This window comes from Caulobacter sp. FV2ye17ST, assembly GCF_058680955.1.
In genome coordinates this window covers 326,807-348,588 of sequence record NZ_CM178727.1, presented here as the reverse complement: position 1 = coordinate 348,588, position 21,782 = coordinate 326,807, and the positions used below count along the sequence as shown (strand labels likewise).

The following is a 21,782-nucleotide window of genomic DNA, read 5'->3' as shown; positions in this document are numbered from 1 at the left end:
CGAGCCGCTCGCCTATCTTCAGGTTCGACAACATGATGGCTCTTTTCTTTACAGGAACGCGTGATGCGACCAGTGCTCGCTGAGCTCCTAACGTCTTCCTAATTTCTAATAATCAGAGACCCTCATCCCAGTTATAGAGACCTGATTATGATCATTTCCGGCTCCCGCGTGACGATCCGTCGCGTATAGGAAAGCAATTTCATTACAACTTTGCCGGCTCATAATCGGAGATATACATGAATTTTATCTCCATTATTTAAATTTACATCCGCTCAGATTGAGCATTTACCATCGTTATAAATAATCTAGAACAGTGATATTTCGTCGCGCGCTCACGGCGTTCACGCCATGGCGATTGCCGGTCGTCGATCGTCGATCGTCGGGCCCAGGCTCACGCTATCTGGGCGGTATCGCCCCGGCGGTCGGCCAGGCGCTGTCGCCGACCCGCTTGAGGTTCATCTCGAAGAACTGCGCCGGTGGACGGCCCGGCATGATCTGCTCGCCGATCTCGCGCCAGGCGTCGCCCTTGATGACGGCGGTGTAGCGAATGACCATCGGTCCGGCCGGAATCTCCCACACATAGCCGTCCGCCGTGGGCTTCAAACTGAAGTCGCCCTTCTGGCTCATGGCGTAGGAGTGCAGGGTGAAGGCTTCGGTCGAGGGCTCATAGGAGATGACGGCCAGGGCGTTGAAGCCCGTCGCGCCGTCAGCCATGTAGCCGCGCCCTTCCAGCACCTTCACCGTGCCGTCCAGCAGCGGGCCGATGCGCTCGGTCTGGGTGATCTCGTGCCTGCCGCCGTCGGCGCGGGTGGTCCAGGCCGGACCGCGCCAGACTCCGTCCATCATGGCCAGCCTGCCCATCGCCTGTTTCTGGGCGGCCAGGCGCGGCGCGGGGTCGGGCGGCATCTGGGCCAAGGCCGGAACGGCCGCCGTCAGGATCAAGGCGGCGAGGCAGGCGGCGAAGGGACGGGACATCAGCGATCTCCGGGATGGAATTCACTAACTTTGATATTCAAAGTCCTTTTTGTCAATGCCGACGGAACGGAGCGACCGCCATCAGGCATTTCAGCGCAATCGGGACTGGCGCATGCTCACGCCGGTCGCCGAGCGCGCAAGGCTTGGCTAGGATCACCGCATGCGCCGCTCCGCCACCGCCCTGCTGTTGATCCTGTCGCTGGCGGCGGCAGGCCCCGCCGTGGCCGGCGAGACGGCGTGCTGGTTCGAGAACGGGGCGGTCGTCGCCCCGGCCGCCATCGCCGACATGACCGGCGACTTCGTGATCGACCTGTCGGCGCCGCGCACCCTGCTGCACAACACCAAGGCCCAGATGAGCGGCTATGCCGAGCTCGACCTCACCCTGCCGGTGCGGCTGGCCGGACAGAGGGTCGAGGCCGCGCCGATCCTGGTCAGCGACCTCGACTATCGCGGCGTCGGCTTCATCGCGCCCATCGCCGGGGTGATCGGGGCCGATATCCTGGACCGCTATGTGGTGGTCATCGACTTCGCGCCCTGCCGTCTGCGGTTGGAGGCCCCGGGTTCGCCCCAGGGGCCCGACGGACGCGCCCTGCCCGTGACCCTGGTGGGCGGCGTGCCGACGGTGCAGGCCACGGCCTCGGACGGATTTTCCAGCCTGACCGGGGCCTTCGCCCTCGATACGGCCTCGAACGGCGGGGTGCGGGCGCGCGGCGACGCCGATGGGCCGCGCCAGAAGCCCGCCGGCGTGCTGGCCGGCCTGTCGCTGGACGGCCGCCTGCGCCAGCGCGTCGCCGCCGTGCGGGCCGGCGACCTGCCGCCCGGTGTGGCCGGGGCGGTCGGCGTGGCGATCCTGTCGGACTATCGCCTGCGCCTCGACGCCCAGGCCGGCCGGCTGTGGCTGACGCCCGCCCGGCTTGAGCCCAAAGAAAAAGGGCCCGGCGTCACCGCCAGGCCCTGATCTTTTCGGCAGCTCCGAACGGTCAGTGCGACTCGTTCTTCCAGACCTTGCGGTAGCTGGCGTAGAGCAGGCCCGAGAACAGCAGCAGATAGAGGATGACCACGAAGCCCATCTTCTTGCGCTCTTCCAGCTTGGGCTCGGCAGCCCACATCAGGAAGGCCGAGACGTCCTTGGCCTGCTGGTCGACGGTCGACTTGGTGCCGTCGTCGAAGGTGACTAGACCGTCCTTCAGGGGCGCGGCCATGGCGATGAAGCCACCAGCCGGAACCTTGTCGTGCGGACCCGACCAGGCGGCGGTCAGATCGCCGGCCATGTAGGGGTTGTAGTGCTGGCCAGCGCCGACCTTCAGACCCTTCGGGGGTTCCTCATAGCCGGTCAGCAGCGAGTAGATGTAGTCCGGACCACCGGTGCGGGCCTTGGCCAGCAGCGACATGTCCGGCGGCAGGGCGCCGCCGTTGTTGGCGCGAGCGGCCGCCTCGTTGGCGAACGGCGAGGGGAAGCGGTCGGCGCTGGTGGCCGGACGCTTGATCGCATCGCCGGTTTCCGAGTCGATATCGGCGACCTCGTAGTCCTTGGCGATCGCCTTGACCCACGGGTTGTCGTTCGGGTTCGTGTGCTCGGCGCTCCAGAACGGGCCGCCCTTGTCGCCGAGGTTACGGAAGCTGACCAGGTGCATCGCGTGGCAGGCCGAGCAGACCTCGCGATAGACCTTGTAGCCGCGTTGCAGCTGGGCCTGATCAAAGGTGCCGAACGGACCGTTGAAGGACCAGGCGACGGTCTTGGGCGCGTGGGGGTGACCGGCCGCCAGGGCCTGGCCGCCGACCATCAGACCCGCGACGGCTGCGATGATGGAGAGTTTGCGCAGCATCTGGATCAGCCCTTCTCAGCAGGCGACAGCGCCGGGGACGCGATCGAGTCCGGCACCGGCAGAGGCGTTTCCTTCAGACCCAGGATCGGCAGGATCACCAGGAAGAAGGCGAAGTAGTAGAGCGCCGAAACGCGGCTCAGCCACACGAAGCTGTTCAGGTCGGCATCGATGAACTTGAACGTCGTCAGGTGCGGAATGACCTGATCGTCCGGCAGCTTGGCGCCGCAGAGGCCCAGGATGCAGCACGCCACGACGAAGATCAGGAAATAGAGCTTCGCGGTCGGGCGGTAGCGCATCGAGCGCACCTTGGAGGTGTCCAGCCAAGGCAGGGCGAACAGGCAGGCGATGGCGCCGAACATGGCCAGCACGCCCATCAGCTTGTCCGGCACGGCGCGCAGGATCGCGTAGAACGGCAGGAAGTACCATTCCGGAACGATGTGCGCGGGCGTCACCAGCGGGTTGGCCGGGATGTAGTTGTCGGCGTGGCCCAGGGCGTTGGGCATGTAGAAGACGAAGAAGGCGAAGAGGATCAGGAAGACGCTCATCGCGAACCCGTCCTTCACCGTCGCGTACGGGGTGAAGGGAAGGGTGTCGGCTTTCGACTTCGGATCCACGCCCGTCGGGTTGTTCTGGCCGACCACGTGCAGCGCCCAGATGTGCAGGATCACGACGCCCGCGATCATGAAGGGCAGCAGATAGTGCAGCGAGAAGAAGCGGTTCAGGGTCGGCGTGTCGACGGCGAAGCCGCCCCACAGCCAGGTGGTGATCGCCGGACCCACGATCGGCAGGGCGCCGAACAGGTTGGTGATCACGACGGCGCCGTGGAAGGACATCTGACCCCAGGGCAGGACGTAGCCCATGAAGGCGGTGGCCATCATCAGCAGGTAGATCACGCAACCCAGGATCCACAGCACTTCGCGGGGAGCCTTGTAGGATCCGTAATAGAGGCCGCGGAACATGTGGATGTAGACGGCGATGAAGAACATCGACGCCCCGTTGGCGTGCATGTAGCGGATCAGCCAGCCGTAGCTGACGTCGCGCATGATGTGCTCGACGCTGTTGAAGGCGTCGCCCACATTGTAGTGCATCACCAGGATGATGCCGGTGATCAGCTGCGAGGCCAGGCACAGCGACAGAATGCCGCCGAACGTGTACCAATAGTTGAGGTTACGCGGCGTCGGGTAGTCGACGAAGCTGTCGTAGCCGAGGCGCACGATGGGCAGACGGGCGTCGAGCCAGCGCTCGAAACCGGTCTTCGGTTGATAGGTCGAATGTCCGCTCATCTCGCTTAACCGATCTTGACCTTGGTGTCGGTGAGGAACTCGTACTCCGGAACCGCGAGGTTCAGGGGCGCGGGACCCTTACGGATCCGGCCCGAGGTGTCGTAGTGCGAGCCATGGCAGGGGCAGAACCAGCCGCCGTAGTCGCCGCCGCCGAAGGTGGGCACGCAACCCAGGTGCGTGCACGAACCGATCAGCACCAGCCACTGGGCCTTGCCCGGCTTGACCCGCTCGGCGTCGGTCTGCGGATCCTTCAGCGCCGCCGTGTCGTCCTTAACCGCCGCGGCGATCTCGGCCTTCGTGCGGTTGCGCACGAACAACGGCTTGCCGCGCCACTTGAGCGTGACCTGCTGACCGTCGGCGACCTTGGTCAGGTCGAATTCGGTCGAGGCCAGCGCCAGCGTATCGGCTGACGGGTTCATCTGATCGACGAACGGCCACACGAGCGAAGCGCCGGCGCCTGCGGCGGCCGCGATCGTCGCGATGTAAATGAAGTCGCGCCGGCTGGGGTCAGCCCCATGCTCCGGCTCGGTCGTTGCGCCCAACGCGGTGTCGGCCACCTAAGTCACCCTTCGATTCCGCCGCGCCGGGAAGCCGGCCGGCCAGGAGAAGCACCTTTCGGCGCCGTATCTTTCTCGACCCGCGAACGGATCTCCGCCACAAGGCGACGGTTGGATCGTCCTATCGGACGCGCGGACCGAGTCCGCAAGCCCTTTCGATTCGCAGGAATGTCCCTGCTAGCCTTGTGGTGTTCGCTTAGAATGCGTCTCGCGCTTTTTCAACCAGGCATTCCTCAAAACGTCGGCGCCGCGATCCGCCTCGCCGCCTGTTTTGGCGCCGGTCTGGATGTGATCGAGCCATGCAGCTTTCCCCTGGATGACAAAAGTCTCAAGCGGGCGGCGCTGGACTATGGCCCTTTGGCCCATATGAAACGGCACATTTCGTGGGATGCCTTCCTCGCCGCGCCCGAAAGAACCCAGGGTCGGCTGCTGCTGTTCACCACCCGGGGCGCGACACCCTTTCACCAATTTGAGTTTCAGCCCGGCGACACGCTTTTATTTGGCAATGAGAGCCGGGGCGCGCCCGACGAGGTCCATGCCGCCGCCGAAGGCCGCCTGGTGATCCCGCTGCGGCCCGAGGCCAGGTCGATGAATCTGGCGACGACCGCCGCCATGGCGCTGGGCGAGGCGCTGCGGCAGACGAACGGCTTCTTCGAGGCGTGAGCGCCTTACGCAGAACCCCGGATTTGCACCGCGCGCGCCAAGCGCTTAATCGGCTGCCATGACCGACGTTTCCGATCTCGACGACAAGAAGACCCGCGCCCGCGGCTGGTTTGAAACCCTGCGCGACCAGATCTGCGCGGAATTCGAGCGCCTGGAAGACGAGGCTCCGGCCGACCTCTATCCGGGCCAGCCGGGCCGCTTCGAGCGCAAGCCGTGGGATCGCGCGGCCGGCGGCGGCGGCGTCATGTCGATGATGCACGGCCGCCTGTTCGAAAAGGTCGGCGTCCACTGCTCGACGGTGTTTGGGACCTTCACGCCGGAAATGGCCAAGTCGATGCCGGGCGCGGACGACGACCCCCGATTTTTCGCCACGGGGATCAGCCTGATCGCCCACATGACCAATCCGCGCGTGCCGGCGGTGCACATGAACACCCGCTTCATCGCCACGACCAAGAGCTGGTTTGGCGGCGGCGGCGATCTGACACCCCTGCTCGGCTATCAGCGCCAGCAGGACTTTCCCGACGCCATCGACTTCCACGCCGCCTATCAGCGGGCCTGCGACGCGCACCACCCCGACTGGCACGCCAAGTACAAGGCCTGGTGCGACGAGTACTTCTTCCTGCCCCACCGCAACGAGCCGCGCGGCATCGGCGGGATCTTCTACGACCATCACGACAGCGGCGATTGGTCGCGGGACTTCGCCTTCACCCAGGACGTCGGCAAGGCCTTCCTGGACATCTATCCGCAGCTGGTGCGCCGGCGCATGGGCGAGGCCTGGACGGCGGACGAGCGCGAGCAGCAGCTGGTGCAGCGCGGGCGGTATGTGGAGTTCAACCTGCTCTACGACCGGGGCACGATGTTTGGCCTGAAAACCGGCGGCAACGTTGAGTCGATCCTCAGCTCGATGCCGCCGACGGTGAAGTGGCCGTAAGGCTAAATCACGCCTTCGGGCACTTGGCCCCGGTGTCGATCCAGGCCCGAATGATCTCGCCGAACTGAGCCTGGGTCCCGGGCGCCGGGGTGCGGCCCGCGCCCGGATTCCAGCCCCAGCCGACCAGATGGTCCTCCGCCATGTGATGGTGGATCTGGTCCAGGGTCTTGCCGCCGTTGCGGGCGGGATCCTTGATCTGGGCGCAGATCTGGCCCAGCGACTTGCCCTGCCAGGCCATCTCGACCGGGGCCAGCGCCCATTTCGGATCGCCGGGAATGCTCTGGATCTTCTCGCCCCAGGTCGGGACATTGGCGACGCCGTGGCATGACAGACACGGCAGGCCGGGAACGCCGTGACCGCTCTGGCCGCCCGCCACCGGCGGATTGTGCGGGTGCATGTCGTCGCCCTGGGTCGGGCGGCGGTCCACCGGGTGGCAGTTCATGCAGCGCGGGCTCTGGATGACCTTGCCGGCTTCCTGGAACAGGGCCACCGACCGGGCCGCGGGGTCCTTGATCGAGACAAAGGTGGCGGCGGCCCTCAGCGACGCCGGCGCGGGCCCTGCGGTCTCCGGCGCGGCGTTGACGGCGGTGATGACGGCGCCGCCCGCGAGGGCGAGGCCAAGGACGGCGATGACGGTGGCGGCGCGCATGACAGGGTCTCCCTCACTGCAGCAACGCTCAAGCTAGCGCCCGGTTGCCTCGCCCCCGGCGGCCTGGCGAAGGAAGGCCCCGATCCAGCCGCCCACGCGCGAGCGGTCGTTGGGCGCGGCCAGCGTGGCGATCGCGGCGTCGGCTTGCGCGTCGGTATAGCGGGTCCCGCGCCGGGCCTCGATCAGGGCCGCCGCATAGGCCGGGTCGAACTCGGGGTGGAACTGCATCGAGATCGCCCCCTTTTTCCGCCCGGGCGCATCATCATACGACAGCAGGCCATAGGGCGTGAAGGCGCTGCCGCCGATCACGGTGGCCGAGGGCGGAAGGGTCACCACCTGATCCTGGTGCGAGGCGGGGATGGCGACGCTCGCCGCATCTGTCCAGCTCTGCGGCCGCTCGACGGCGTAGCGGTGCAGGCCTACGCCCCAGCCCTTGTCGGACTTGACCACCTGACCGCCGAACGCCTGGGCCATGATCTGATGGCCGAAACACACGCCCACCAGCGGGACCTGCCCCCGGGCGGCGCGCAGAAAGTCCGACAGCGGCGCGATCCACGGCAGGTCTTCATAGACCCCCGCCGACGAACCGGTGATGAGATAGGCGTCGTTCTGGTCCGGCGCGCCGGGCAGCTGGCCGGCCTGGACGTCATAGGTCGTGTAGGCGTGATCAGGGCCCAGCAGGGTCTGGAACATGCCGCCATAGCGGCCAAAGGCCGGCTGAAGCGACTCCGGCGGCGCGCCGGTCTCCAGCAGGCCGATCCGCATCAGTAGGCCATGCCCTGGGCCACCGCCTTCAGGCGTTCGATGGCGCTGAACTTGTCCTCGATGAAGTCCTGGTCGATCCACCAGATCTCGATCTCGCGCATGACGTCGCCCACCATCGGGCCCTTGGGCACGCCGGCCTGCATCACCTCGTCGCCCGACAGCGGGAAGGGCGGCGGGGTCCAGGTCTCGGCCATGGCCAGCAGGCCCCGCCACTGCGGCGCGGTGACCGGACGGCCAGAGCCCGCCCAGGCCAGCTTGATCCGGTCGCAGAAGGTGCGCACGCCCAGGGCGTAGATCGACCGGCGGGCCTCGCGCGGGCTCATCCAGCTGACGATGCGCGGGTTCTTGCCCACCGCGTCGACCAGACGGTCCCTGACGTTGTTGGGCAGGCGCAGGCGCTCGGACATCTGCTCGGCGACCTGGGGGTCGTCGGGGATCAGCGAGGCCAGCCGCAGATCGGGATCGTTCTCGAACAGTTGCTCGGTCTCGATGGCCAGCAGGCTGTCGAAGCGGGCCAGGGATTTGACGAACGGCAGGATCGAGCCCAGCACGCCGGTCGCCGCCATCAGCCGCAGGGCCGGACGCGGATCGTCAGACGCCAGAAGCTTCATCAGCTCCTTCTGGGTGCGCTCGGCGGCGCGGCCCGAGACCATGCCCTTCAGCGCCTTGCAGGCGGCCAGGGCCTTCTGGTCGGCCTCGCCCTTGCCGTACCAGGCATAGAACCGGAAGAAGCGCAGGATGCGCAGATAGTCTTCGCGGATGCGGGTCATGGGATCGCCCACGAACACCACCCGGCCTTCGCGCGCGTCGTTCACGCCCTCGCCGGTCGGGTCGTACAGCCGGCCCTCGGGATCGACATACAGGGCGTTGAAGCGGAAATCGCGGCGCTCGGCGTCCTGGCCCCAGTCCTGGCTGAACGCCACCGTGGCGCGGCGGCCGTCGGTGGTGACGTCGCGACGCAGGGTGGTGATCTCATAGGGACGGCCGTTCGAGATGGCCGTGACGGTGCCATGGTCCACGCCCGTCGGGATCGCTCGCAGGCCGGCATGGGCCAGGGCGTCGATCACCTGGTCGGGGGTCAGGGTGGTGGCGATGTCGATATCGTCGATGGGCTTGCCCATCAGGGTGTTGCGCACGCAGCCGCCCACGAATCGCGCGCAGCCGACGAAGCCGCGCTCTTCCAGCGCCGCGATCACGGCCTTGGTCTCCGGCAGCGCCATCCAGGGCGTGATGCCTATCGATTCAGTGTTCAAAGCCGGGAACTCCTACGCACCCAAAACGCCCCCCCAAAGAGCAAGGGCGGCATTGTTAGGCAGGAAGCGTGACGGCCGCTACGGGCGATAGGCCCTAAACAGGGGTTTGATCTGTGGATTCATCGTGCAGGCGCTCATACAGGGCCCGCAGCATCCCGGCCGTCGCACCCCAGATGAAGCGATCGTTCCACGGCATGGCGTAGAAGTTGCGCCGCTCGCCGGTGGGCGTCACGCGGTGCTGGCGCTCGTGATTGGCCGGGTTCATCAGGAAGTCGAACGGCGTCTCGAAGACGTCGGCCACCTCTTCGGGGCTGGCGACGAACTCGGCGGCCGGATCGATGAAACCGACCACCGGCGTGACATGAAATCCGGTCACCGTCTGATAGCCGTGCAGCAGGCCCGACAGGGTGACGAATTTCGGATCCAGCCCCACCTCTTCCTGGGCCTCGCGCAGGGCGGTGACCCACGGCGTCTCGCCCGGATCGCAGCGCCCGCCGGGAAAGGCGATCTGGCCGGTATGGCTGCGCATCGTATCGGACCGGCGGGTCAGCAGCACGGTCAGACCCTCCTCGCGCTCGATGAGCCCCACCAGCACGGCGGCGGGACGCAGGGCGTGGGGGTTGTCGAACGTCAGGCCGGGATTGAGGTCGAAGTCCGAGCGCACCGGATCGGCCAGGCTGGGATTATAGTGCTCGACCGGGTCCAGACGGCTGGTGATCCAGTCACGGCGCTGTTGCGGCGTCATGCGGCGACCGTTCCGGCCGGCGCGATCGGGAACCAGGCGCCGTTGGAGGTGATCCCGAACACCGCGCCGTCCGCCGTCTCGCGCGGCGTCGCCATCTCGGCCAGCTCATAGAACACCGGCCGGGCGATCAGGGCCTCCAGCCCGCGCCGGACGTGCAGATAGGGCCGGGGCTCGCCTGTAGCCGGATCGATCTCGACACGGATGATGTTGTCGGGGCCTGCCTCGACCACGTCGCCGACATTGGTCTCGAAGCGCAGGGTGTCGCCCACTCGGTCCACACGGACGGCGATGAAGGGCGCATCCTCGACCGTGATCTTCATCTTCTCGACGGGCGTGACCAGGTGATAGCCGTCGGGATCCAGCCGCAGCACGGTGGAAAACAGCCGCACCAGCGCCTCGCGGCCGATCGGCGTGCCCTCGTGGAACCACACCCCGTCCTTGCGGATGCGGATGTCGATTTCGCCGCAATGAGCGGGATGCCACAGATGCACGGGCGGCAGGCCGCGCTCGCCCGCAGCCTTGGCGGCCGCGGCGACGCCCTCTAGCCCGGCTTTGGGAGGATCGGCGGTCATGGCTTTCAGGTAGGCCATGCCGCCGCCCGGCTCAAGCGGCGGAACGTCTCAGGCGACCGCCACCATACCCGAAAGGCCCTGGTCGCCGCCCTCGATCAGGGGCTTGAGCAGCACGCGACGCTGATCGACGGGCCCCGGCATGGCGACACCCGCAGTATGCGCCGCCGAAAAGCCCGCGCGGGTGAAATAGGGCGCGTCGCCGACCAGCAGCACGGCTTTCCAGCCGGCCGCCCGCGCGGCCCCGCAGGCGCTCTCGACCAGGGTCTGGCCAAGACCGACGCTGCGCTCGTCGGGATCGACGGCCAGAGGGCCCAGGAACGCGACGGACTCGCCGCCGATCGTCACCGGCCACATGCGCACACAGCCGACGGGCTTGCCGTCGCGCATCGCGACGAACGAGCAATCGGCCAGCAGGCGGTTGCCCTCGCGCAGGCGCTCGGAAACCTTGGCGAAGCGGCCAGGGCCGAACACCCGGTCGATCAGGGCGGTGACGGCGGCTTCCATCGCGGGCGTCTCGAGGACGAGCGGCGGGGTGGAAACCGAAGCATTGGAAACAGGGGAAATGGCGGTCATCAGCCTTCGGAATGCGAAAGGTCGTCGGGGGCTCCCGACGCGAAGGCGCGGGAGGGCTTCAGATCGTGGCGCGTTCGCGCGTCATTCGTCGCTGGCGCATGGCCGGACCTCTCGACAACTCGCGGGCGCTGTAGGGCCAAGCCTCCGTCAGGTCAATAACGTTGCGACGCCGGCAAGCGCCAGTATGGTGCGCGCCAATGTCCGAACTCCCCTCCCCGACCGACGAACCCGCTCCCGACACCTCTACCCGCGCCCTGTTGCGGGAACGTGACTTCATGCTGTTCTGGGTCGAGCGGTTCATCTCGACCCTGGGCGTGCAGATCCAGTCGGTTGCCCTGGGCTGGCAGGTCTACGCCATCGCCCGCCTGACCCGGTCGGTCGGCGAGTCGGCCTTTCTGGTCAGCATGATCGGCCTGGCCCAGTTCCTGCCGCTGCTGGCCCTGACCCTGATCGCCGGCGAGACCGCCGACCGCCGCACCCGCAAGCTGATCGTCGCCGTCAGCCTGGCGGTGGACGCCGTCAGCGCGGGCGTCCTGCTGTTCCTGGCCCTGACCGGATCGCACGCCCTGTGGCCGGTGTTCGCCGTCTCGGTGATGTTCGGGGCCAGTCGCGCCTTTCTGTCGCCGGCCAGCAGCGCCCTGGGGCCCATGCTGGTGCCGCGCGCCCTGCTGCCCCGCGCCATCGCCTGGAACTCGCTGGCCTGGCAGAGCGCCTCGATCATCGGCCCGGCCATCGGCGGCCTGCTGCTGATCCATTCCCCGTCCCTGGCCTTCGGCGCGGCGCTGGTCCTCTATCTGGCCGCCGCGATCATGGCCCTGATGATCCGCCAGAACACCAAGCCCGAAACCCAGCCCGGCTCGCGCCTGGAGCTGATCAAGGAGGGGCTGTCCTATGTCTGGAACAACAAGATCGTCTTCGGCTCGATCTCGCTGGACCTGTTCGCGGTGATCCTGGGCGGGGCGACCGCCCTGCTGCCGGTCTTCGCCAAGGATGTGTTGCACGTCGGCCCCGGCGGCTTTGGCCTGCTGCGCGCCGCCCCCGCCGTCGGCGCGACCCTTGTGGCGATCTATCTGGCCAGCAACCCGATCCGCAGCAAGGCCGGCCCGATCATGTTCGCCGGCGTGGCGGTGTTCGGCGCGGCCACGGTGGTCTTTGGCCTCTCGCAGGTCATGTGGCTTTCGGTCGGCGCCCTGGCCCTGCTGGGCGGGGCCGACATGCTCAGCGTCTATGTCCGCCAGACCCTGGTGCAGATCGTCACCCCCGACGCCATGCGCGGCCGCGTCGCCGCCGTCTCGGGCGTGTTCATCAGCGCCTCCAACGAACTGGGCGAGGCCGAAAGCGGCGTGGCGGCCTGGTTCATGGGTCCGGTCGGCGCGGCGGTGTTCGGCGGCCTCGGCGCGCTGGGCGTCACGGGCCTTTGGGCCTGGCTGTTCCCGGAGTTGCGCAAGGCCGACCGGCTGGACTAGACCCCCGCCAGCTTGCGCAGGGCGTCGCCGGTCATCCGCCGGATGATCCATTCGTCCAGCGCCGCGGCGCCCAGGCTGTCATAGAAGGCGATGGACGGCGCGTTCCAGTCCAGCACCGACCATTCCAGCCGGCCCAGGTTCTCGTCCACGCAACGCCGGGCCAGATTGGCCAGCAGGGCCTTGCCCGCGCCGCTGCCCCGCGCCTCCGGCCGCACGAACAGATCCTCCAGATAGATCCCGTGCCGGCCGACAAACGTCGAGAAATTGTAGAACCACAGCGCAAAGCCGACAGGCGCGCCATCGATCTCGGCGATGTCGGCAAAGGCCCGGGGATTGTCGCCGAACAGCGCCACCGTCACGTGGCCTTCCGTCGCCTCCACCGAATCCAGCAGCTTTTCATACTCGGCCAGATCGCGAATGAACTGCAGGATCAGCGCGCTGTCGGCGGCGACGGCCGGGCGGATGGTGACGGGCATGAGGCGGTCTCTGTGCGGGGCCCCTCTTCCTGCGGCAAAGGCCCGATTCAGGCTAGCCGATCTTCACCCCAGGCGGCGGGACGCTGTCCTCCGGCACGAAGAAGTCCGGCATCAGGGTGGCGGTCGGGTCGACGGCGTAGGGGGTGAAGTCGGTGACGCCCTGCGCGTACAGGAAGCTGTCGTCGATCAGGAAATTGCCCGAGAACTCCCGCGACGGCTTGCCGAAGATCGCGTGAGCGGCGTCGGCCATGATCTCCGGCGTGCGGCAGTGACGCAGGCCTTCCTCGCCGGTCAGGGCGAACTGGATGGCGGCGGTGGCGATGCCGGTGCGCGGCCACAGGGCGTTGAAGGCGATGCCGTCGGACGCGAACTCCTGCGCCATGCCCAGCACGCACAAGCTCATATTGTACTTGGCCATCGAATAGGCGACGTGCGGCGCGAACCAGCGGGGCTTCATGTCCAGCGGCGGCGACAGCATCAGGACGTGCGGATTCTCGGCCTTCTTCAGGTGCGGGATACAGGCCTTCGAGGTCAGGAACGTGCCCCGCCCGTTGACCTGGTGCATCAGGTCGTAGCGCTTCATCTCGGTCGACAGGGTGCCGGTGATCGAGATGGCCGAGGCGTTGTTGACGCAGATGTCGATGCCGCCGAACGTGGCGACAGCCTTTTCGACGGCCTCATAGACGGAAGCTTCCTCGCGCACGTCGACGATCAGCGGCAGGGCCTTGCCGCCTGCGGCCTCGATCTCGGCGGCGGCCGAATAGATCGTGCCCGGCAGCTTGGGATGGGCCTCGGCGGTCTTGGCGGCGATGACGATATTGGCGCCGTCGCGGGCGGCGCGCAGGGCGATGGCCAGGCCGATGCCGCGCGAGGCCCCGGTGACGAACAGGGTCTTGTTCTTGAGACTCATTGGGGTTCTCCACGGGCTTTGAGCAGATCGACGGCGGCGGCGACGAAGCCAAGGATGAAGCTCATCTTGGCCACGTGCGCGACGGGACCGTGATCCTTCAGGGCCAGACCCGCAAGGCCGATGACGAGGGCGGCGATCCACAGGCCGGCGGCGATGCGGAACGGCCCCCGGGCGCGCAGCAGATCCACGCTCCAGAGGACCATGCCGATCGACCAGACGCTGGAGGCGATCATGTAGGACGCCTCGCCGAAGATGCTGGCCGACGAGGTCCGCACCAGCATCACGCCCAGCAGCGCCAGGATGAAGCCGGTCAGGGCGAGAGGCCCGGTCGACCGTCCGCTCACGGATCGAACGCCCAGCATCCCGCAGACCAGCAGCAGGTCAATCAGCACATAGACCAGATGCGGCCAGGGCTCGACGAGGCGCGGATAGATCACGAACGGCGCGGCGATATCGATGGCCGCCCCGACCAGGGTGGCGACAGCGGCCAGCCGCAGAACGGAGCGGCGCTCCATCAGGCCCCGGCCCCCGTCGTTTCCACCGACAGCGCCCACAGGCGCTCGGCCGCCTCGGGGTCGAGGGCGTGGGGAAGGACGCCGGCCCAGGGCTTTTCCTTGGTCCAGGGCTCGGCCTGAGCCAGGTCTTCCAGATAGAGCCCGCCGACACCTTCCAGCTCGTCGCCCACGGCGGCCCAGACGCTGGTCGAGGCGCCCTCTTCCGTCGTCTTGAAGCCGTCGCGAACCTTGCCGTGCTCATCGATCCAGCCCAGGGCGATCTGCTCCTCGATCGGCAGGTGGCGCTGCAGCGGGGTCATGATCCCGCCGGGCATCACCGCGTTGGCGGTGACGCCCTGGTCCTTGAAGCGCTTGTTGAAGCCGACCGCGAACAGCGCATTGGCGCTCTTGGCCTGGCCGTAGCTTTCCCACTTGTCGTAGGCGCGGGTCCTGTAGTGCGGATCGTCGAAATTGACGCCCGAGCGGCGGTGGCCGATCGACGACAGCGACACCAGCCGCGAGGTCTTGCCCGACTGTTTCGCGCCGGCGATCAGGTTCGGGGCCAGCAGCACCGACAGCAGGAAGTGGCCAAAGTGGTTGGTGCCGATCTGCATCTCCAGCCCGTCCTCGGTATAGGCCAGAGGGCAGGCCATGACGGCGGCGTTGTTGATCAGGATGTTCAGCGGCCGGTCGCCCCAGCGCTCGGCGAAGGCGCGGATCGACTTGAAGCTGGACAGGTCCAGCATCGACCACGACGCCTTGGGACCTTTGGCGGTCTTGTTGATCTCGGCGACGGCGGCTTCGGCCAGATCCGGCTTGCGGACGGCGATGATCACCTCGGCGCCGGCCTCGGCCAGGGCGCGGGCGGTCTCGACGCCGATGCCGGTGGCGGCGCCGGTGACGATGGCGACCTTGCCGGTCAGGTCATGGCCGGCGACCACGTCGCGGGCCGGGTTATAGGGGCTGAAGCCCGAGGTGATACGGTCGGCCATGTCGTTCTCTCCCGATGATTTTTTGGTGTTCGGAACGCTACAATTGCAGGGCCAGCAGCCCCAGGGCGATCGCCAGACACAGCGGACCATAGGCGCGGCGGTTGAGGCGGGCGAAGGGCGTGCCCTCGGCGTAGCGGAAGACCGGCGGCGCATAGGTCGCCAGACCCCGCAGGGCGAAGACGGCGAATAACGGCCATCGCGCGAGCCACAGCCAGAAACTCAGCGGCGACGGCGGAGCCAGCGCGGCGAGGGCCAGCAGGCCGCCTCCCGCCAGGGCGGCCGCGACGGCGGCGCTGGCCAGAGGTCCTGGCGCGCGCATGCCGGCCGTGCGGCCCACGACATGCTCGACCAGCGAGGCCTCATCATGACCCGGCCAGCGGCCGCCGAACGCCCAGTAAAGATGGACGCCGGCCAGGGCGAACAGAGTCGCCGCCAGGATCACGGCCAACAGCACGGCGTCAGGCCACCTTGCTGAAGTCGGCCGGCCGCCGCTCGGCGAAGGCCATGAAGGCCTCGCGGGCTTCGGCGGTCTGCAGGCGCTCGGCGAACAGGGCGCCTTCGGTGTCCATCAGGGCGGCGATCTTCTCGGCGTCGCGCATCAGGCGCTTGGTGGTGGTCAGGGCCCCCAGCGGACGTTTGGCCAGCTGGTCGGCCGAGGCGCGGGCCCGGGCGCGAAGCTCGTCCAGCGGAACCACCGCGTTCGACAGGCCCCAAGCGGCGGCGGTCGTGCCGTCCACCGCTTCGCCCAGCGCGAACATCGCATAGGCGCGAGCGTGGCCGATGCGGGCCGGCAGCAGCCAGCTGGAGGCGGCTTCCGGCACCAGGGCCAGGTTGACGAAGGGCGTGGTCAGGCGGGCGTCGGGGCTGGTGAACACCAGGTCACAGTGCAGCAGCATGGTCGTGCCCACGCCGACGGCCTGGCCATGCACGGCAGCGACCAGCGGCCGGGTGGCGTTGGCCAGGGCCTTCAGGAACCGTCCCACATGCCGCTCGCCGCTGAAGGCGCCGGTGGCCTGGGCGGTGAAGTCGGCCAGGTCGTTGCCGGCGGTGAAGGCGTCGCCATCGGCCTGGAACACCACCACCCGCACGGCGGGATCGGTCTCGGCCTGCTCCAGGCTGTCGGCCAGCACGCCGTACATGGCGTTGGACAGGGCGTTCTTCTTTTCCGGACGCGCCAGGGTGATGGTCATCACACCGGCGTCGATCGCAACTTTCACGTGATCGGGCACATGCTCGGTCATGCGGCGTCTCCTTTGGGGAACTTGGTTTGCAGGCTCATCAGCCAGCGGGCGACCACGGCGATCTCGTCATCCGAGAAGCCCGCGGTCAGGTTGGCGTTGATGCTGTCGAGGCCGCCCTTGGCGTATTCGCGCGCCGCGCGGCCCTTGTCGGTCAGATACAGCCGCATGGCGCGGCCGTCGGCGGGGTCGGAGCGACGCTCGACCAGATCCACCCTGGTCATGCGGTCGATCAGGCCGGTCATGGCCGAGGGGGCCAGGTCCAGGGCCTCGGCCGCCTCGCCGATCAGGGCGCCGTCGCGCTGGCCCAGAAAGAACAGCACGCCCGAATGGGCCGCCGTCAGCCCGCCCTTGGCCGCCATCGCCGCCTCGATCCAGCGCTGAACGCGCCGGTTGCCGGCGTTGAGCAGGAAGACGAGACGGCGATCGGGCGGCACGGGCATGAGACGACGCTAATACTTCGCGCGCGAAATATCAAACGGTTGTTTCGACCCTTTCGACAGCGCCGTACCAGGCCACCCCCTCGGCGTCGGTCCGCCGCGTCACCACGCCCCGGCCGATCAGGCAGTTCAGGTGAGCCAGGGCCTCGCCGGTGGCCATGCCCAGAAGGTCGGGACCGATGGGACGGGCGAACAGGGCCCCGAAGGTGTCGACCGCCCGCCGGGGTTCGGCCAGCTTCTTTTCCAGCCGCGCCAGCCCCCGCTCATGCCCGGCGATCAGGTTGTCTATCCGCGCATGCAGGCCATGGAACGGATCATTGTGGGCCGGCAACACCAGCACGCTGTCGGGAACCACCGCCTTGACCTTGGCCAGCGAGCGAAGCCAGTCGCTCAAGGGATCGGCCTCGGGCTCGGTCGGAAACACCGAGACATTGGACGAGATGCGCGGCAGCACCTGGTCGCCACTGATCAGCACGTCCAGCTCCGGGCACCACAGACAAGCGTGGTCGGGCGAATGGCCCTGCCCCGTCACGACGCGCCAGGTCTTGCCGCCGATGTCGAAATCCTCGCCATCCGAAAGCCGGCGATAGCTGTCGGGCAGGGCGTAGATCGCCTTTCCGAAGCCGCCGAAGCGGGCCTTGTAGTTTTCGATGGCGTCCTCGTCCCAGCCGGCGGCCTTGAAGAACCGCACCCCGTCCTCGGGCGCCTCGCGGCCGGTGTCGGCCACCAGCATCCGGCACTGGAAATATTCCAGCCGCGTCATCCACAGCCGGCAGTCGAACTTGCGCACGATCCAGCCGGCCAGGCCGATATGATCGGGATGCAGGTGAGTGACGATCACCCGGGTGATCGGCTTGCCGCCCAGGGCGTCGGCGAAGGCGGCGCGCCAGGCCTGGCTGGTCTCCTTGGTCTGGACGCCCGTGTCCACGATCGCCCAGCCCTCGCCGTCGGCTATGGCCCAGACATTGATGAACTGCAGCGACCCGCCCAGGGGCTGTCGCAGCCACAGGACGCCCGGCGCGACCTCGACAGCCTGGCCCGATCCCTGCTCCGGCGCGGTCTCGAACGGATAGACCAACTTGGGCCTGCGCGGTTCGGTCGCATCGTCTTCCAGTCCGTCGCGCATGTCTCGTCCCTTCCCGCCATGTTTTCGCTCACGTGGGAGGACATCTTGACCCCCAACGCAAGGGCGCGCTTATGTCCGCGCGAGGAATCCACCCAGGAGATGTTTCCCATGAGGCCATTCGCGATCGGCTTGGTTGCCGCCCTCGCGCTCGGTGCGCTCGTGCCGGCCGCCGTCATTTCGGCGCCGAAAGAGAGCAAGGACAAGCCAAAGATTGACGCCAAGGCGCGTGAAGCGGGCATGAAGGACGCCCCCGCGCTCATGCAGGCCGTCAATACCGGCTGCACCGTCACCGACGCCCGCCTGATCGGCGCGGACAAGAAAACCGCCAGCACCTATTACGAGGTGGCCTGCCAGGACAGCATCGGCTTCGCGCTGATCGCCAAGAAGGACACCCCGCCGCAGGTGTTTACCTGCCTGGAAGCCAATGCTCCGGCCGCCGACGGCAATCCCAGCGCCCTGGCCTGCCTGCTGCCGGGCAACGCCGACCCCAAGGCTGGCCTGAAGCCGTTCGTGACCAAGGCCGCCGTGGCCTGCGACATCGAAAACGCCCGCGCCATCGGCTCGGGCGCCAAGAAGTCGTACTTCGAAATCGCCTGTAAAGGCGGCACTGGCTACGTCCTGCAGACCAGCGCCCCCGCCAACGTGGCCGACGAAGTCGTCGCCAGCAGCTGCCTGCTGTACGAAGACGGCGCCAATGTCAGCTGCAAGCTGACCGACAAGGCCGCCCAGCTGGCCATCGTCGACACCCTGACCGCCGCGTCGGGCAAGACCTGCCAGGTCAAGGACAAGCGCTACGTCCTCAGCACCAAGACCGACAACTACTTCGAAGTCGCCTGCGCCGACGGCAAGGGCTACATGCTGCAGCAGACGGCGGCCGGCGGGGCTCTGGCCCGCACCATCGACTGCGCCCAGGCCGCCTTCGTCGGCGGCGGCTGCACCCTGACCGATTCGGTCGCGGCCCAGACCGAACAGGCCGGCCTCTACAGCAAGCTGTCCACCAAGGGCGGCTTCAACTGCGATGTCGAAAAGTACGGCATGCTGCCCAGCGCCGACCCCAAGAAGGAAATCGTCGAGCTGAAGTGCAAGAACCGTCCGGACGGTGCGATCGCGATCTTCTCGACCGGTCCGGCGGTGATCTATGACTGCCTGTTCGCCGAGATGAACGGCTATCGCTGCAGCTTCTCCAAGCAGGACACGCTATTCCCGCGCCTGTCGGCCGATCTGAAGGCCTATGGCAAGGGTTCGTGCGAAGTCTCCGGCGTCCGCCTGGTCGGCCGCAACGAGACGGAAGGCTATTTCGAAGTCGCCTGCTCGGACGGTCTGCCCGGCTGGGTGATGAGCTATCCGATCAACACGCCCGCGCCGAAGTCCAAGGAGATCCTCTCCTGCTCACAGGCCAAGGGCATCGGCGGCGGCTGCAAGCTGCCGACCAACGCCACCAAGAAGGGCTGATCAGGCCGCAAGCCTGAAACAGCAAGCCCGCCGGGAGCGATCCCGGCGGGCTTTTTTGTGGTCCGGCGATGCCGGCGCCGCCTCAGCGAAGGCTCATCACCTCGTCCAGGGGCAGCTTGAGCTTGGCGTGCGCCGGCACGGTCGCGCCCTCCGCAGGGTGGCCCACCACCAGCAGGATGTAGGGCTTTTCGTGCTCCGGCCGTCCCAGGGCGGTATTGAGGAAGCCCATGGGGCTGGGCGTGTGGGTCAAGGTCGCCAGGCCCGCCTCGTTCAGCGCCGCGATCAGGAAGCCCGTCGCGATGCCCACCGATTCGGGCACGTAGTAGTGCTTGATCTTGCCGCCGCCGGCGTCGACGCCATGCCGCTGGCCGAATATGGCGATCAGCCAGGGGGCCGTCTCGAGGAAGGGCTTGTCGGCGTCGGTGCCCAGCGGCGCCAGGGCGCCGAGCCAGGCCTCGCCCGCCCGGCCCGCGTAGAATTCCCGCTCCTCGGCCTCGGCCGCCTCGCGAAGCGCCGCGCGCAGCGGGCCCGGACCGATCAGCACGAAGCGCCAGGGCTGCTGGTTGGCCCCGCTGGGCGCGGTGGCCGCCGCCGCGATGCAACGCTCGACCACCGCCCGCGGCACGGGGCGGTCGCTGAAGTCGCGGACGGTATGGCGGCGACGCAGACGGGCAAGGGCCGCGTCCGCGCGATCCAGCATCTGCTGGTCGGTCAGGTCCCAGCGGTCCGGCAGGGGCAGGTGGGAAGGCTCAGCAGTCATGATCGACTATCGCATCGCCGCTTCGATGAAATGCGGCCCCGGCGTCGTCATCGCCCGCGCCATGGCCGCATCGAAGGCCTCGGCCGTCTCGACGCGCTCGGCGGGCATGCCCAGGCCGCCGGCCAGCGCCACCCAGTCGATCTTCGGATCGCCCAGGTCCAGCAGCCGCGAGGCCTTGGGCCCCGGCTCGCCGCCGCCAGTGCGGCCCATCTCGATGCCCAGGATGCGATAGGCGCCGTTGGCGAAGATCACCACGGTGACGTCCAGCTTCTCGCGGGCGATCGTCCACAGGCCCTGCACCGTGTACATGCCGGCGCCGTCGCCATTGAGGCTCAGCACCTTGCGGTCGGGACAGGCCACGGCCGCGCCGATGGCCACCGGAATGCCCTGGCCGATCGCGCCGCCGGTCAGGCTCAGCCAGTCATGAGCCCGGGCGTTGCGGGTCTGGGTGAAGATCGGCAGGCCGGCGGTCACCGCATCGTCCGAGATGATCCCGCCCTTAGGCATGTGCCGGGCGATCGAGGCCCCCATGGCCCAGGCGTCGAACTTGGGTCCGGGCGCGGCCGGCTCGGTATAGGCCTCGACCGTCCCCACGGCGGGCGCGCCCAGCGCATCGGCCAGGGCGTTCAGGGCGGCCGGCGCGTCGACCTCGCGACCGCACAGGGTCTGCAGGTCACAGCCCTCGGGAACCAGCACGCTGGGCCGGTCAGGATAGGCGAAGAAGGCCACTGGCTGGCTGGTCCCGGCCAGGACGATCAGATCAACACCGGTCAGGTCCTTCAGCGCCTGCTCGCCGAAATACATCATCTTGTCGGGCCGGAAGCGCCCCTCGCCGCGCGACTGGCGGGCGGTGAAGGTGTCGGTCAGCACACGGACGCCCACGGCGGCCAGGCGGCCGGCGGCGGCGATGCCCGCCTCGCCACAGGCGCTGGAGCCCAGCAGGATGGTTGGCTTGTCCGCCGCCCGGATCGCGGCGGCCACGGCGGCCACGGACGAGGCGTCGGGCGCGGCCGGACGCGGCGTCTCGATCACCGGCCCGGCGGCGTTGGTCTCGTTCCAGGCGCTGTCGGCCGGCAGGATCAGGCAGGCGTTGCCGCCCGGCGCGCCGAAGCTGGCGGCTACGGCCTCGGCGGCCAGGGCGCCGACCTGATCGGCGGACTCGGCCGACTTGACCCAGATCGAGTTGGGCGCGGCCAGGGCGGCGATGTCGGAATTGAGCGGCGCATCATACTGGCGGTGATCGGTGGCGTGGTCGCCGATCACATTGACCACGGGCGTATAGGCCCGCCGCGCATTGTGCAGATTGGCCGCGCCATTGGCGTAGCCGGGACCCAGGTGCAGCAGGGTGCAGGCGGGCTTGCCGGTCATGCGACCATAGCCGTCGGCGGCGCCGGTCGCCACGCCCTCGAACAGGCACAGGATCGAGCGCATGCGCGGCTCGCGGTCCAGGGCCGCGACGAACTGCATCTCGCTGGTGCCGGGATTGGCGAAACAGGCGGTGACGCCGTTGTCGGCCAAGGTGGTGATCAGGGCGTCCGCGCCGTTCATGGTCTTCTCCGTACCGTGCGCCCCTTCCATCCAACATTTCGGGCGGCGCGCCAACGGTGGTTGCGTTGTCTGTACAAGCTGAAGCAGT

Annotated in this window: 25 protein-coding genes; 5 read left to right on the top strand and 20 right to left on the bottom strand. The window is 68.0% G+C overall.

Features of this window, described 5'->3' with window-relative positions:
- Positions 1-396: 396 nt before the first annotated feature.
- Positions 397-975 carry a DUF1579 domain-containing protein gene (locus ACW17V_RS01695; protein ID WP_492107175.1) on the bottom strand — a complete coding sequence of 193 codons (579 nt, stop codon included), beginning with the start codon at positions 973-975 and terminating at the stop codon, positions 397-399.
- Between the two features lie 160 nt (positions 976-1,135).
- Here ACW17V_RS01695 and ACW17V_RS01690 point away from each other — a divergent pair, with 160 nt between their 5' ends.
- Positions 1,136-1,933, top strand: a complete 798-nt coding sequence (locus ACW17V_RS01690; protein ID WP_492107174.1) for a hypothetical protein — start codon at positions 1,136-1,138, stop codon at positions 1,931-1,933.
- Between the two features lie 22 nt (positions 1,934-1,955).
- On the opposite strand, the gene ACW17V_RS01685 is transcribed toward ACW17V_RS01690, so the two are convergent.
- The 3 genes from ACW17V_RS01685 to petA are packed head-to-tail and all read right to left on the bottom strand — an operon-like array spanning position 1,956 to position 4,641.
- On the bottom strand, positions 1,956-2,801 hold the full coding sequence (locus ACW17V_RS01685; RefSeq protein WP_492107173.1) for a cytochrome c1: 846 nt from the start codon (positions 2,799-2,801) through the stop codon (positions 1,956-1,958).
- A gap of 5 nt (positions 2,802-2,806) precedes the next feature.
- Positions 2,807-4,084 (bottom strand): cytochrome b, encoded by a 1,278-nt coding sequence (locus ACW17V_RS01680; RefSeq protein ID WP_492107172.1) that lies wholly within the window; start codon positions 4,082-4,084, stop codon positions 2,807-2,809.
- Between the two features lie 5 nt (positions 4,085-4,089).
- Positions 4,090-4,641 (bottom strand): ubiquinol-cytochrome c reductase iron-sulfur subunit, encoded by a 552-nt coding sequence (petA, locus tag ACW17V_RS01675; RefSeq protein WP_492107171.1) that lies wholly within the window; start codon positions 4,639-4,641, stop codon positions 4,090-4,092.
- A gap of 201 nt (positions 4,642-4,842) precedes the next feature.
- On the opposite strand from petA, the gene ACW17V_RS01670 reads away from it, so the two are divergent.
- A complete protein-coding gene (locus ACW17V_RS01670) occupies positions 4,843-5,304 on the top strand; it encodes a tRNA (cytidine(34)-2'-O)-methyltransferase (protein ID WP_492107170.1) in 462 nt (153 codons plus the stop codon).
- Between the two features lie 58 nt (positions 5,305-5,362).
- The gene (gene hemF, locus ACW17V_RS01665) at positions 5,363-6,235 is read left to right on the top strand and encodes an oxygen-dependent coproporphyrinogen oxidase (RefSeq protein ID WP_492107169.1); all 873 of its coding nucleotides are present in this window, start codon (positions 5,363-5,365) and stop codon (positions 6,233-6,235) included.
- 7 nt (positions 6,236-6,242) lie between these two features.
- On the opposite strand, the gene ACW17V_RS01660 is transcribed toward hemF, so the two are convergent.
- The 6 genes from ACW17V_RS01660 to ACW17V_RS01635 form a co-directional block, all read right to left on the bottom strand.
- Positions 6,243-6,884 carry an Isoquinoline 1-oxidoreductase subunit gene (locus tag ACW17V_RS01660; RefSeq protein ID WP_492107168.1) on the bottom strand — a complete coding sequence of 214 codons (642 nt, stop codon included), beginning with the start codon at positions 6,882-6,884 and terminating at the stop codon, positions 6,243-6,245.
- 33 nt (positions 6,885-6,917) lie between these two features.
- Positions 6,918-7,649 carry a type 1 glutamine amidotransferase gene (locus ACW17V_RS01655; protein WP_492107167.1) on the bottom strand — a complete coding sequence of 244 codons (732 nt, stop codon included), beginning with the start codon at positions 7,647-7,649 and terminating at the stop codon, positions 6,918-6,920.
- Positions 7,649-8,902 (bottom strand): CCA tRNA nucleotidyltransferase, encoded by a 1,254-nt coding sequence (locus ACW17V_RS01650; RefSeq protein WP_492107166.1) that lies wholly within the window; start codon positions 8,900-8,902, stop codon positions 7,649-7,651. The genes ACW17V_RS01655 and ACW17V_RS01650 overlap by 1 nt, the downstream gene beginning before the upstream one ends.
- 94 nt (positions 8,903-8,996) lie before the next feature.
- Positions 8,997-9,647 carry a CoA pyrophosphatase gene (locus tag ACW17V_RS01645; RefSeq protein ID WP_492107165.1) on the bottom strand — a complete coding sequence of 217 codons (651 nt, stop codon included), beginning with the start codon at positions 9,645-9,647 and terminating at the stop codon, positions 8,997-8,999.
- Positions 9,644-10,219, bottom strand: coding sequence for a DUF1285 domain-containing protein (locus ACW17V_RS01640; protein ID WP_492108718.1), 576 nt, complete (start codon positions 10,217-10,219; stop codon positions 9,644-9,646). Before ACW17V_RS01640 ends, ACW17V_RS01645 begins: the two co-directional genes overlap by 4 nt.
- Positions 10,220-10,267: 48 nt before the next feature.
- A complete protein-coding gene (locus ACW17V_RS01635) occupies positions 10,268-10,792 on the bottom strand; it encodes a GNAT family N-acetyltransferase (RefSeq protein WP_492107164.1) in 525 nt (174 codons plus the stop codon).
- A gap of 197 nt (positions 10,793-10,989) precedes the next feature.
- Between ACW17V_RS01635 and ACW17V_RS01630 the strand changes: the two genes are divergently transcribed.
- Complete coding sequence (locus ACW17V_RS01630; RefSeq protein ID WP_492107163.1) at positions 10,990-12,258, top strand: MFS transporter; 1,269 nt, start codon at positions 10,990-10,992, stop codon at positions 12,256-12,258.
- On the opposite strand, the gene ACW17V_RS01625 is transcribed toward ACW17V_RS01630, so the two are convergent.
- From ACW17V_RS01625 to ACW17V_RS01590, 8 genes are read right to left on the bottom strand one after another with little or no spacing between them, the layout of a single operon-like run.
- Positions 12,255-12,734 carry a GNAT family N-acetyltransferase gene (locus ACW17V_RS01625; protein WP_492107162.1) on the bottom strand — a complete coding sequence of 160 codons (480 nt, stop codon included), beginning with the start codon at positions 12,732-12,734 and terminating at the stop codon, positions 12,255-12,257. The genes ACW17V_RS01630 and ACW17V_RS01625 overlap by 4 nt on opposite strands.
- A 52-nt stretch (positions 12,735-12,786) precedes the next feature.
- A complete protein-coding gene (locus ACW17V_RS01620) occupies positions 12,787-13,644 on the bottom strand; it encodes an SDR family oxidoreductase (RefSeq protein WP_492107161.1) in 858 nt (285 codons plus the stop codon).
- Entirely contained in the window at positions 13,641-14,159 is a 519-nt protein-coding gene (locus ACW17V_RS01615; protein WP_492107160.1) for a hypothetical protein, read from the bottom strand. Before ACW17V_RS01615 ends, ACW17V_RS01620 begins: the two co-directional genes overlap by 4 nt.
- Positions 14,159-15,130, bottom strand: coding sequence for an SDR family NAD(P)-dependent oxidoreductase (locus tag ACW17V_RS01610; protein ID WP_492107159.1), 972 nt, complete (start codon positions 15,128-15,130; stop codon positions 14,159-14,161). Before ACW17V_RS01610 ends, ACW17V_RS01615 begins: the two co-directional genes overlap by 1 nt.
- Before the next feature lie 37 nt (positions 15,131-15,167).
- Positions 15,168-15,584, bottom strand: a complete 417-nt coding sequence (locus ACW17V_RS01605) for a DUF3995 domain-containing protein (RefSeq protein ID WP_492107158.1) — start codon at positions 15,582-15,584, stop codon at positions 15,168-15,170.
- A 4-nt stretch (positions 15,585-15,588) separates the two neighbouring features.
- Positions 15,589-16,359: an enoyl-CoA hydratase gene (locus ACW17V_RS01600; protein ID WP_492108717.1), complete on the bottom strand. Its 771-nt coding sequence runs from the start codon at positions 16,357-16,359 to the stop codon at positions 15,589-15,591.
- 8 nt (positions 16,360-16,367) lie between these two features.
- Complete coding sequence (locus ACW17V_RS01595; RefSeq protein WP_492107157.1) at positions 16,368-16,811, bottom strand: MarR family winged helix-turn-helix transcriptional regulator; 444 nt, start codon at positions 16,809-16,811, stop codon at positions 16,368-16,370.
- 31 nt (positions 16,812-16,842) lie between these two features.
- Complete coding sequence (locus ACW17V_RS01590; protein WP_492107156.1) at positions 16,843-17,934, bottom strand: MBL fold metallo-hydrolase; 1,092 nt, start codon at positions 17,932-17,934, stop codon at positions 16,843-16,845.
- Between the two features lie 108 nt (positions 17,935-18,042).
- Between ACW17V_RS01590 and ACW17V_RS01585 the strand changes: the two genes are divergently transcribed.
- The gene (locus ACW17V_RS01585; protein ID WP_492107155.1) at positions 18,043-19,386 is read left to right on the top strand and encodes a hypothetical protein; all 1,344 of its coding nucleotides are present in this window, start codon (positions 18,043-18,045) and stop codon (positions 19,384-19,386) included.
- Between the two features lie 82 nt (positions 19,387-19,468).
- Here the strand turns inward: ACW17V_RS01585 and ACW17V_RS01580 are convergent, their stop codons facing one another.
- Together ACW17V_RS01580 and ACW17V_RS01575 are read right to left on the bottom strand one after the other, a co-directional pair.
- Entirely contained in the window at positions 19,469-20,146 is a 678-nt protein-coding gene (locus ACW17V_RS01580) for a nitroreductase family protein (protein WP_492107154.1), read from the bottom strand.
- A 6-nt stretch (positions 20,147-20,152) separates the two neighbouring features.
- Positions 20,153-21,694 carry an acetolactate synthase large subunit gene (locus tag ACW17V_RS01575; protein ID WP_492107153.1) on the bottom strand — a complete coding sequence of 514 codons (1,542 nt, stop codon included), beginning with the start codon at positions 21,692-21,694 and terminating at the stop codon, positions 20,153-20,155.
- Positions 21,695-21,782 lie beyond the last annotated feature (88 nt).

Bases quoted from the DNA above. Each gene is read 5' to 3' on its own strand.
- ACW17V_RS01630 (WP_492107163.1), top strand. From the start codon at position 10,990: ATGTCCGAACTCCCCTCCCCGACCGACGAACCCGCTCCCGACACCTCT.
- hemF (WP_492107169.1), top strand. From the start codon at position 5,363: ATGACCGACGTTTCCGATCTCGACGACAAGAAGACCCGCGCCCGCGGC.
- ACW17V_RS01585 (WP_492107155.1), top strand. From the start codon at position 18,043: ATGAGGCCATTCGCGATCGGCTTGGTTGCCGCCCTCGCGCTCGGTGCG.
- ACW17V_RS01640 (WP_492108718.1), bottom strand. From the start codon at position 10,219: ATGACCGCCGATCCTCCCAAAGCCGGGCTAGAGGGCGTCGCCGCGGCC.
- ACW17V_RS01655 (WP_492107167.1), bottom strand. From the start codon at position 7,649: ATGCGGATCGGCCTGCTGGAGACCGGCGCGCCGCCGGAGTCGCTTCAG.
- ACW17V_RS01695 (WP_492107175.1), bottom strand. From the start codon at position 975: ATGTCCCGTCCCTTCGCCGCCTGCCTCGCCGCCTTGATCCTGACGGCG.
- ACW17V_RS01625 (WP_492107162.1), bottom strand. From the start codon at position 12,734: ATGCCCGTCACCATCCGCCCGGCCGTCGCCGCCGACAGCGCGCTGATC.
- ACW17V_RS01680 (WP_492107172.1), bottom strand. From the start codon at position 4,084: ATGAGCGGACATTCGACCTATCAACCGAAGACCGGTTTCGAGCGCTGG.
- ACW17V_RS01610 (WP_492107159.1), bottom strand. From the start codon at position 15,130: ATGGCCGACCGTATCACCTCGGGCTTCAGCCCCTATAACCCGGCCCGC.
- ACW17V_RS01635 (WP_492107164.1), bottom strand. From the start codon at position 10,792: ATGACCGCCATTTCCCCTGTTTCCAATGCTTCGGTTTCCACCCCGCCG.
- ACW17V_RS01670 (WP_492107170.1), top strand. From the start codon at position 4,843: ATGCGTCTCGCGCTTTTTCAACCAGGCATTCCTCAAAACGTCGGCGCC.
- ACW17V_RS01620 (WP_492107161.1), bottom strand. From the start codon at position 13,644: ATGAGTCTCAAGAACAAGACCCTGTTCGTCACCGGGGCCTCGCGCGGC.
- ACW17V_RS01615 (WP_492107160.1), bottom strand. From the start codon at position 14,159: ATGGAGCGCCGCTCCGTTCTGCGGCTGGCCGCTGTCGCCACCCTGGTC.
- ACW17V_RS01575 (WP_492107153.1), bottom strand. From the start codon at position 21,694: ATGAACGGCGCGGACGCCCTGATCACCACCTTGGCCGACAACGGCGTC.
- ACW17V_RS01595 (WP_492107157.1), bottom strand. From the start codon at position 16,811: ATGCCCGTGCCGCCCGATCGCCGTCTCGTCTTCCTGCTCAACGCCGGC.
- ACW17V_RS01645 (WP_492107165.1), bottom strand. From the start codon at position 9,647: ATGACGCCGCAACAGCGCCGTGACTGGATCACCAGCCGTCTGGACCCG.
- ACW17V_RS01685 (WP_492107173.1), bottom strand. From the start codon at position 2,801: ATGCTGCGCAAACTCTCCATCATCGCAGCCGTCGCGGGTCTGATGGTC.
- ACW17V_RS01690 (WP_492107174.1), top strand. From the start codon at position 1,136: ATGCGCCGCTCCGCCACCGCCCTGCTGTTGATCCTGTCGCTGGCGGCG.
- ACW17V_RS01580 (WP_492107154.1), bottom strand. From the start codon at position 20,146: ATGACTGCTGAGCCTTCCCACCTGCCCCTGCCGGACCGCTGGGACCTG.
- ACW17V_RS01660 (WP_492107168.1), bottom strand. From the start codon at position 6,884: ATGCGCGCCGCCACCGTCATCGCCGTCCTTGGCCTCGCCCTCGCGGGC.
- ACW17V_RS01590 (WP_492107156.1), bottom strand. From the start codon at position 17,934: ATGCGCGACGGACTGGAAGACGATGCGACCGAACCGCGCAGGCCCAAG.